Here is a 9,673-nt window from a genome sequence, read left to right as displayed (position 1 = left end):
GCTCACCCCGGCTGCCGGGAGGGCAGTCGTCAGGCGCGCGAAGCGCGTCAAACCCGCTACCGCAAGGTAAGCAGGAATCTCCCGGCTACAGCCGAGAGAGCACTTCAACTCTCTGATGCCCGCAGACGGCAGACGGCACCCAGCGGACTGCGCACCATTCTCCGCCAACCGGTCAGTCCGGCTCACACCTGACGCGAAGAAGTCAACTGCGAGCACAGGACTGGTCTCTAAAGATCGCGGGCCAGTGCTGCGGCGCCGATGACACCGGCCCGCTCACCCAGCGCTGCCGGGACGACGGTGACGCCGCGGGCGAAGCTGAGACGCGTGACCATGTCGATGTGGGAGCGCAGGGGACGGAACAGGACGTCACCGGCGCGGGCCACACCACCGCCGATGACGGCGAGCCGGGCCTCGGTGAGGTTGGCGACGGCACCGACGGCGACCGCGACGGCCCTGGCGGCGCGGTCGAAGGCCGCGAGGGCGACGGGGTCACCGGCGTGTGCGGCTTCCGCGACCGCCTGCGTGGTCGCAGCCCCTGGGCCATCGGGGCGCCAGCCGTGACGCAGCGCCCACGCCAGGATCGCCGGCCCCCCCGCCGCCGTCTCCACACACCCTCTGGCTCCGCAGGCGCACGGCTCTCCGTCGGGCTCGGCAATGATGTGGCCCAGGTGTCCGGCGTTGCCGGTGGGCCCGGCGCACAGGGAACCACCGAGAATCAGCCCACCGCCGACGCCCGTGGAGACCACGAGGCAGACCGCGTCCCGGGCCCCGGCGGCGGCACCGCGCCAGTGCTCGCCCGAGGCCATGGCCGCACCGTCACCGACGAGACCGACCGGACGACCGCCGACCAGCGCCCGCACCTCGTCGACGAGCGGGAAGTCACGCCAGGCGGGAATGTTGATGGGGCTCACCGTGCCCCGCGAGCCGTCGAGCGGTCCGGCGCTGCCGATGCCGACGGCCCGGACCGCCGCCCATTCCGGGCGGGCGGCGAGTTCGCCGATCACCTCGGCCAGGGCGCCCATCACGGCCGCGGCGTCATCGCCGGCCGGGGTCGGGCGGCGGGCGCCGAAGAGAACGTCGCCCGCCATGTCCGTGATCCCCGCCGCGATCTTGGTGCCGCCGATGTCGATCCCGGCCACCAGGGTGGGGTTCACCGCTGTCCTCGTACGCTCAGCCGCAAGGTGACGATCTGGAACGGACGCAGCGCCAGTCGGATCCCCTCCTCGGTGACCTCGTACGTTCCCGGCTCGTCCAGCGGGCGCTCCAACAGGTCCGTGGAGACCGCCGATTCCAGCTCGAACCCGGTGACCAGCCGTGCCCGGGCACGACCGCCGTGGGCTTCGTAGAGCCGGACGACGACATCGCCCGAGAGGTCGTCGGCGAGTTTGACCGCCTCGATCACGACCGCCTCGTTGTCCACGGAGACGAGAGGGGCGACCTGTGCGGTGCCGGGGAGGGTCCGCTCCGGCAGGTTGAGGTGGTACCCCTCGCGGACCGCGTCGGCGATGTCCGCGCCGATCACGAACGCGTACCGCAGCCGGTGGCTGCCCTGGTCGGCCTCGGGGTCGGGGAAGCGCGCCGCACGTACCAGCGACAGCCGGACGGTGGTGGTGGTGCCGCCGTCGGCACGCATGTCGCGGGTCACGTCGTGGCCGTACGTCGAGTCGTTGACCAGGGCCGCTCCCCAGCCGCGTTCACCGACGTGCAGGAAGCGGTGGGCGCAGATCTCGAACTTGGCCGCGTCCCAACTGGTGTTGGTGTGCGTGGGTCGCTGGACGTGGCCGAAGGGGATCTCGGCGCTGGAGTGGTCGGCGCGCACGTCGAGCGGGAAGGCGGCCTTGAGCAGCTTCTCCGTCTCGTGCCAGTCGATCAGCGTGTCGATGTCCAGGCGGCGGGCGCCGGCGCGCAGGCTGAGCTGCTGCTCGATGCGCGAGGCTCCGAAGGTCCGTACGACGTGCACCGCCGAGCCGGTGGCGTACACCTCGTCCGCATCGGTCAGGTCGCGCACCGAGTTGCGGTAGAAGGCCTCGATGTCCCAGGCGTCGTACTGGTTGGGGAAGTCCTGGTGCAGCTGGAGCAGGTTCGCGACGCTCCCGGGTGCGAGCGCCTCCCGCTCGGCGGCGAGGTCGTAGGCGGAGGTCACCAGGCCGCGGGCGTCGATCGCGATGCGCACCAGGCCGTTGTCCAGGACGAAGCCGCCGTCCTCACCGGCCGAGGGAGCGACCGCGTCGGTGTCCGCGACGGCCTCCCGGGGCGCGGCTCCGAACGCGGCGACGCCGCCACGGGCGTGCGGTGCGCCGTTGAACACCACCACGCCGTCGTCGGAGGCGGGCCCGGCCAGGGCACGCTGGGCCGTGTCGATCAGCCCGTTCAGCTCTTGGGTGACTTCGGCGTAGGTCTCCTCGGCCTCCCGGTGGACCCAGGCGATGGAGGAGCCGGGCAGGATGTCGTGGAACTGGTGCGTCAGCACGATCTTCCACAGCCGGTCCAGGACCTCGTACGGGTACGGTGCCCCGCTGCGTATCGCGGCGGTGGCGGCCCACAACTCCGCCTCGCGCAGCAGATGTTCACTGCGCCGGTTGCCCTGCTTGGTGCCGAGCTGGCTCGTCAGGGTGCCCCGGTGGAATTCCAGGTAGAGCTCGCCGGCCCAGACCGGCGCGTCGGGATATTCGGCATGGGCCTGGGCGAAGAAGTCGGCCGGCTTCTCGATGGCGATCCGGGCGGAGCCCTCCAGGTCGGTGAGCCGGGCGGCACGCGCCAGCATCTCCCGGGTGGGGCCGCCACCGCCGTCCCCGTAACCGAAGGGGATCATGGAGCGATTCGCGGCGCCCTTGTCCTGGAAGTTGCGGACGGTGTGGGCGATTTCCGCACCGGACAGTTCGCTGTTGTACGTGTCGACGGACGGGAAGTGGCTGAAGATGCGCGTGCCGTCGATGCCCTCCCACCAGAAGGTGTGGTGCGGGAACTTGTTGGTGGTGTTCCAGGAGATCTTCTGGGTGAGGAACCAGCGAACCCCCGCGAGCTTCATCAGCTGCGGCAGAGCCGCGTTGTAGCCGAAGGTGTCGGGCAGCCACATCTCCTCGGTCTCGACGCCGAACTCGTCGAGGTAGAAGCGCTTGCCGTGCACGAACTGGCGAGCGAGCGACTCACCGCCGGTGATGTTGGTGTCGGGTTCCACCCACAGGCTGCCGGTGGGCAGGAACTGCCCCGTCTTGGCCTTCTCCACCGCTCGGGCGTAGACCCCGGGGCGGGACTCCTTCAGCCAGGCCAGTTGCTGGGCCTGGGACATCACGAAGCGGAATTCCGGGTGGTCGTCCATCAACGCCGTGACGTTGGAGACGGTGCGGGCGACCTTGCGGACGGTCTCGCGCAGGGGCCACAGCCACGCGGTGTCGATGTGGGCGTGTCCGATCGCGGAGACGCGGTGCGCACTGGCGTTCGCGGGCGCGGCCAGAGCCGGGGCCAGGACCTGGCGGGCGGCGGTGGCGCTGCCGCTGATGTCCTGGAGGTCGACGGCGTCCATCGCGCGGTCGAGTGTCTTGAGGATCTGCCAGCGCCGCGGGGACTCCAGGGGCAGCTCGCGCATCAGCTGGGACAGGACCTCGATGTCCTGGACGAGCTCCCACACCTCCTCGTCGAGGACGACGAGGTCCATCCGGCTGAGCACGTACTGGGGTTCACCGGCCGGGGCGTTCTCGTCGAGGAGCCAGGCCGCCCGGTCCCCGTCCCGCGTGGGGAGGAACTCGTTGCCCCAGGGCGGCAGGATGAGCGGGTTGGCGGCGGCCTCGATGAAGTACGTGAACGTCTCGCCGCCGGCCGCGGGCGCGGCGATCGGCACGTACGTGTTGCGCGGGTTGATTGCCTTGACCGCGCTGCCGTCCGGCCGGTAGACGAGCCCTTCGGCGGACATTCCCGGCGAGATGGTGTCGAAGCCGAGGTCCAGAATCGCCTCGACGGTTCGTCCGGCCCACTCCTCGGGGACGGTGCCACTGACCTTGAACCAGCGGGTGGACCACGCGGGTCCCCAGGACTCGCCGACCCGCGTGGGCCGGTAGGTCGCCGCCAGACCGGTGTCGACCGGGACGGGCTCGCCGGGTACGTCCCACACTCCGATCTCGAGCGGGACGGACCGGGCGTGGACGGCGGGCCGGATGCGCTGGTTGAGCACCCGGTCGACACGCCGCTCTGTGACTTCGCGCTCGTCGTGCAAGGTCATGCTCCGTTCGTGGTGAAGATCATCAGCCCTTGAGGGCTCCGCCGAGTGCGAACCCGCCGCCGAGCTTGCGGGCGAGCAGCAGGTAGAGCATGACGACGGGGATGCAGTAGAGGATCGAGAACGCGGACAACTGCCCGTACTGGCTCGAGGAGTGGGAGCTGAGGAAGGTGAAGACGCTGATCGACGCCGGGAGCTTCTCGGGGGACAGCAGCAGTGCGAAGGGGACGAAGAAGTTGCCCCACATCCCGATGAAGGTGAAGATCGTCACTACGGTGACGCCGGGCCACATCAGCGGCAGGACCACGCGCCACAGCACCTGCATGGTGTTGGCGCCGTCGATCCGGGCGGCCTCCTCCAGCACGATCGGCACCCCGTCCATGAAGCTCTTCATCAGCCAGATGCCGAACGGAAGTGCCGACGCCGCAAGGAACAGCGTGGTGGCCGGGATCGAGTCGATGAGGTTCACCTGCACGAACATGCTGTACACGGGGATCATGACCGCCGTGATCGGCAACCCGGTGGAGAACAGGATCGTGTAGAGGAACGGCCGCCGCATCCGCGACCGGTAGCGCGACAGCGGGTAAGCGGCCAGGATCGAGCACACCACGCACAGCAGGGTGCCCCCGCCGCACAGCACAAGGCTGTTGAGCATCGGCCGGAACGTGGTCTCCACGTTCAGCACCGCGTCGAAGTTGGACAGCGTGAACGGCGACGGCAGCGAGAGCTTGAAGGTGGCGTGGGCGTTCACCGATGCCAGCACCATCCACAGCAGCGGCAGAACGTACACCAGGGAAATGGCGAGCAGCACGGTGTTGGCGCCCAGTCGGCCGAGGCGGGAGCGCCGTGCGCGGCCGGAGGCGGGCAGGATCGTGACGGGCATCTTGGTTCTGCCGGTACGCTCCGCTCCGGAGACGGTGCCGGGGGTGCCGGGGGCGTCGGTCAGGGCCATCAGGAGTCCTCCAGCTTGAGAATCCGGACGTAGACGGCGGAGAACAGCGCACCCACGACGAGCAGGACGAGCGCGATGGCCGTTCCGTAACCGATGAGGCTGTTCTGGAACGCCTGCCGGTACATGAAGATCGGCAACGTCTCGCTCTTGTTGCCCGGTCCGCCACGGGTCATGGTGTAGATCAGCCCGAAGACCGAGAGGGTCTGGAGCGTGATCAGCATCAGGTTGGTCGTGATGGAGCGGCGGATGACCGGCAGGGTGACCAGCCGCAGCCGCTGCCAGGGGCCCGCGCCGTCCATCTCGGCGGCCTCGATCAGTTCCCGCGGGACGTCGTTGAGAGCGGCCGTGTACACCATCATCGAGAACGCTGTCCCCCGCCAGACGTTGGCGAGGCACACTGCCATGATCGGCAGGGTGACGAGCCAGGTTTGCTCCGGCAGGTGCAGAGCCGAGAGGATGTTGTTGAGGGTGCCCTGGTCGTAGAAGAACGCGTACATCAGGTAGCCGGCGACCACCTCGGGCAGGACCCAGGCGGCGATGACGACCGCGTTCGTCACCGCCTTGACCGGCTTGGAGGCCTTCTCCATCAGGACGGCCAGGGCCAGACCGAGCGTGTTCTGCCCGATGACGGCGGATCCGACGGTGAACGCCACGGTCAGGACGACCGAGTTGGTGAAGTTGGGATCCGCGAAGGCGCGGGTGAAGTTGTCCAGGCCCACGAAGTGGCTGCTCGACGCGCCCGTGAGCTGGAGGTCCGTGAACGCGTAGTAGATGCAGTAGGCGATGGGGCCCGCCATGAAGATCAGCAGCAGGACGACCGAGGGGAGTACCGGTATCCCACGCAGCAGGTTCTGCAGGAAGGCCGGGGCCTGCCCGGCCGACGTCCTGGGACGACGGCCGGGGGCCTGTGTTGCCGCACTCATCACGAGCCCTTGACCGTGCTGTCGCCACCGACGGCGGCCGCGACCTCGTCGTCGTACGCGGAGGCGGCCTTCTCGACCGAGCCCTGTCCGCTGGCCACGGACTCCATGGCCTTCTGGATGGCGGTGGAGACCTGGTTGTACGCGGGCAGGCTGGGCCGGTAGAAGGTGTTGGGGACCAGATCGGTGAAGAACTTGTTGCTCGGCAGGCCCTTGATGTAGGTCGGGTCGGCAGCGACGTCCTTGCGCACGGGAATCTGGGCGTTCACGACGTCCCACTCGGCCGCCGCGGACTCCGTCTGGATGGACTTCAGGAACTTGAAGGCCAGGTCGGGGTTCTTGGCCTTGGCGGGGATGGACCAGGCGAAGCCGCCCGACATGCTGATCTTGCCACTGCCCTCGCCGTGTTGGGTCGGCATCGGCGCCACACCCATCACCGAGCTCCACTCCTTCCACGGCGCGCCGCCGGACGGCAGCCAGTTGTTGGGCATCCATGAGCCGTCGATGTCCATCGCGAGCTTGCCCTGAGGCAGCAGCTGCGTCGCGACGGTGTCGCTGAAGTTGGCCCCGAGCGCCTGCTGGAGCGAGGGACCGAGGCCTCCGCCGTAGACGCTGTGGACGAAGTCGAGGGCGTCCTTGAAGCCCTGGCTGCCCGTCACCCACTTCTTCTTGGACCAGTCGTACTGGGAGTTCTTGGCGGCGGGCGTGCCGTACAGGAGCATCTCCATGCCCTGCATGGAGGAGGCCTCGCCGCTGGCGACGCTGCTGTACAGGTTCAGCGGGGTGACGTCGGGGACCTTGGCCTTGACCTTCTTCGCGGCATCCAGAATGTCGTCCCAGGTCTTGGGCTGCCACGGGACCGATATGCCGGCTTTAGCAAAGATCTCCTTGTTGTACCAGATCCCACGGGTGTCGGTGCCGTCCGGCACCCCATAGGTCTTGCCGTCCGAGAAGCCCTTGACCGAGCCCTTGGAGACGTCCTCGAACTGCGCCCAGTCGGACCACTTGGAGACGTAGGAGTCCAGCGGCTTGAGCAGGCCGGCAGCAATGTCGGAATTGATGACCGCGGTGTCCTCGTAGACCAGGTCGGGTGCCGTGGCCGGGGACTTCATCAGCAGGTCGATCTTGGTGAAGTAGTCGCTGTCGGAGGCCGTGACGGGCACCAGCTCGACGTGGGTGCCCGGGTTGGCCTTCTCGAACGCCTTGGCCATCGGGCGCAGGTAGTTCGCCTGGACCTTGTTGCCGTTGTTCGGATTCTGCTTGTAGACGACCTTGATCGTCTTGGAGTCGCCGCCGGAGGAGGTACTGCAACCTGTAACGGCCAGGGCGGTGGCGGCGGCGATGGCCGCGCCTGTGAGGAGCCTAGAACGCACTGCAATCCTCCGAGGGGTGGGGTGGGGTGCGGGTGGGAGACAGTGACGAAATGCGTGCGCGGGCGCCGCTCGGGCGCACGCCGGCCGCCGAGACCGTTGGTCCGGGCGGTGGCGCTAGCTAAATCCAATGGATTGATAGAGTCAACACCTGTGATGAAATTGAATATTCGTATTCGAGTCTGAGCGGTGCGCCGGAGTGAATCCCTGGCGGCCGCCACCACGATGAGCTACGGTCCGGTTGGCCCTGGATGCAGAACGTGCACCCGCGGCCGGCTGGTGATGACGGCCTGCCTTCCGCCTGCAACGCTCACCGCTTCCACGCAGGCACCCCGGCCGGATTTTCCAGCGAACCCACACCACACAGGCCAGCGGCACCTGTCGCCCCAGGCAGAGGAGACCACGAGTGATTCCAGGGGGGACGAACCTGCCGCGGGTCGGCGGGTACAACCAGACGGTCGTCCTGGATGCGATCCGCGCACACGGGCCGATAAGCCGCGTCGAACTCGTCCCGCTCACGGGGCTGACGGCCCAGACCATCTCCAACGTCGTCCGCCGACTCCTCAACAAGGGGCTGATCGAAGAGTCCGGCCACGCGTACTCCGACGGCGGGAAGCGCAGGACCCTCCTGTCGATGCGCGCGTGCGGCGCCTACGCCGTGGGCGTGCACCTCGACCCGGACTTCGTCGTGGTCGCCCTGGTGAATCTGGCCGGCGACGTGGTGCGCAGCCGTCGCATTCGGCTCATCGGGCCCGTCGACCCCGCCGACCTCGTCGAACAAGTCGCACGTACAGTGAAACGCCTGGTCAGGGACGCCGCGGTGGATCCGGACCGGGTCCTCGGGGCAGGCATCGCCACCCCCGGTCCAATCGACGGCGCCAACGGCGCTATCGTGGATCCACCCAACTTTCCCGGCTGGGGCCAGGTTCCGCTCGCAAAAATGTTCAGCGAGGCGATGGGCATGCCGGTCGCCATGGACAAGGACGCCACCGCGGCCGCCATAGGTGAGCGCTGGATCGGGGGCGCGGAACGCTCCGGCAGCTTCCTGTTCATCTACATCGGCACCGGCATCGGCGGTGGCGTCAGCCTGGACAACACCATCCTGCACGGCGATTCCGGCAATGCGGGCGAATTCGGGCATATCGTCGTCGAACACGGAGGCCGGACCTGCAGCTGCGGCGGCACAGGCTGCCTGGAGACCTACTGCTCCCCCGCCGCCATCCTCGCCGACCTGTCCGAACGCCATGGGGAACAAGTGATGGCCCGGCTCGGACTCACCGCCACCCCCAAGTCCCTGCACAGCGACTGGGCACAGTTCCGGCAAGCCGTCCGGCGGGGCGACCCGGCCGCCACCGACGCCGTGCGCCAGGCCGCTCGGCGGATCGGCCAAGCCTCCCGCAGCGCCGTCAACCTGCTCGACGTCGGCCGCATTGTCATCGGCGGCGAAGCCGTCAAGGGACTCGAATCCATCCTGTCCGAGGAGATCGACGCCGCAGTCAACGGCGCATCAATCGCCCGCGTCGTCCGTCGCGTCAGCATCGAACCCAGTCTCATCGGAGACACAGTCGGCGCCGTGGGCGCCGCCTCCCTGGTCCTGCACGGCAATTACGCACCAGGGTGGCGGCAACTCACCGAACACCCCAGGTAACTCGACCCGGTCCGTACGGCCGTGCCGAAGCGGCAGAGGCCGATCCGGCCCTGTCCTTGCCGGAAACCTTGTCGTCCGAGATCACGCGGCATGTTCGTACGCGTGGAGGGTGCCGGCGAGGCGTTCGCGTCTGCGTATGTCGAAGCGGGCGATCTGCCCTGGTCGTTGATCGCCTGGGGCATGGTGCAGCCAGAGCGTGGATCTGCTCACGAGTTTGAGGCGTGACTGCAGTTGCGGAACTGGTGGTGGCGAGGAGAGCAGCCCCAACAAGTGCGGTGGAAAAACTGGCGGTTGCCCTAGGCCGCATCGGCTTGCTCGCGGTTCTTCTCTTTCCCAACAGGAAGACCCAACACAGTCCCGCTTGGGGGCTTTCTACTTCTTCAGGACGCCCCAGAGCTGGTTGTCATGGACGTGTGCCGGGTTGTTGAGCAGGTGGGCGATGCGAATCGGTTTGTCGGCTGCATGCTTGTGGCACGGGTCACCGTAGTAGGTCATCGCGTACGGGTGGGCGAAGTCCGTGGTCGAGCCGTTGACGATCGGGAAGTGCCCCTTGGCCGCAGTCTTGGGAGA

7 protein-coding genes are annotated in these 9,673 nt (G+C 68.2%); 1 reads left to right on the top strand and 6 read right to left on the bottom strand.

Translation table 11 applies throughout. The annotated features are described in order from the left end of the window. Positions 1 to 227: 227 nt before the first annotated feature. From VXC91_RS38955 to VXC91_RS38935, 5 genes are all read right to left on the bottom strand, one after another. The gene (locus tag VXC91_RS38955; protein ID WP_329512085.1) at positions 228 to 1,154 is read right to left on the bottom strand and encodes an ROK family protein; all 927 of its coding nucleotides are present in this window, start codon (positions 1,152 to 1,154) and stop codon (positions 228 to 230) included. Continuing rightward, positions 1,151 to 4,210 carry an alpha-mannosidase gene (locus VXC91_RS38950; RefSeq protein WP_329512087.1) on the bottom strand — a complete coding sequence of 1,020 codons (3,060 nt, stop codon included), beginning with the start codon at positions 4,208 to 4,210 and terminating at the stop codon, positions 1,151 to 1,153. Before VXC91_RS38950 ends, VXC91_RS38955 begins: the two co-directional genes overlap by 4 nt. 28 nt (positions 4,211 to 4,238) lie before the next feature. Continuing rightward, positions 4,239 to 5,096 (bottom strand): carbohydrate ABC transporter permease, encoded by an 858-nt coding sequence (locus tag VXC91_RS38945; protein ID WP_329512086.1) that lies wholly within the window; start codon positions 5,094 to 5,096, stop codon positions 4,239 to 4,241. A 68-nt stretch (positions 5,097 to 5,164) separates the two neighbouring features. After that, a complete protein-coding gene (locus VXC91_RS38940) occupies positions 5,165 to 6,088 on the bottom strand; it encodes a carbohydrate ABC transporter permease (RefSeq protein WP_329512084.1) in 924 nt (307 codons plus the stop codon). Further along, on the bottom strand, positions 6,088 to 7,458 hold the full coding sequence (locus VXC91_RS38935) for an extracellular solute-binding protein (RefSeq protein WP_329512083.1): 1,371 nt from the start codon (positions 7,456 to 7,458) through the stop codon (positions 6,088 to 6,090). Before VXC91_RS38935 ends, VXC91_RS38940 begins: the two co-directional genes overlap by 1 nt. 403 nt (positions 7,459 to 7,861) lie before the next feature. Between VXC91_RS38935 and VXC91_RS38930 the strand changes: the two genes are divergently transcribed. Continuing rightward, positions 7,862 to 9,103, top strand: coding sequence for an ROK family transcriptional regulator (locus VXC91_RS38930; RefSeq protein ID WP_329512082.1), 1,242 nt, complete (start codon positions 7,862 to 7,864; stop codon positions 9,101 to 9,103). A gap of 372 nt (positions 9,104 to 9,475) precedes the next feature. On the opposite strand, the gene VXC91_RS38925 is transcribed toward VXC91_RS38930, so the two are convergent. Then, positions 9,476 to 9,673 (bottom strand): hypothetical protein (locus VXC91_RS38925; RefSeq protein ID WP_329512081.1); only part of this gene is annotated, 198 nt, incomplete at its 5' end.

The organism is Streptomyces chiangmaiensis, from assembly GCF_036281785.1.
Lineage (GTDB): Bacteria > Actinomycetota > Actinomycetes > Streptomycetales > Streptomycetaceae > Streptomyces > Streptomyces chiangmaiensis.
Note: the sequence above shows the minus strand (reverse complement) of the source record. Positions and strands in the feature narration are given on the sequence as shown.

Excerpts from the sequence above, each read along its gene's own strand:
- VXC91_RS38940 (WP_329512084.1), bottom strand. The coding sequence starts at position 6,088 with ATGAGTGCGGCAACACAGGCCCCCGGCCGTCGTCCCAGGACGTCGGCC.
- VXC91_RS38945 (WP_329512086.1), bottom strand. The coding sequence starts at position 5,096 with ATGCCCGTCACGATCCTGCCCGCCTCCGGCCGCGCACGGCGCTCCCGC.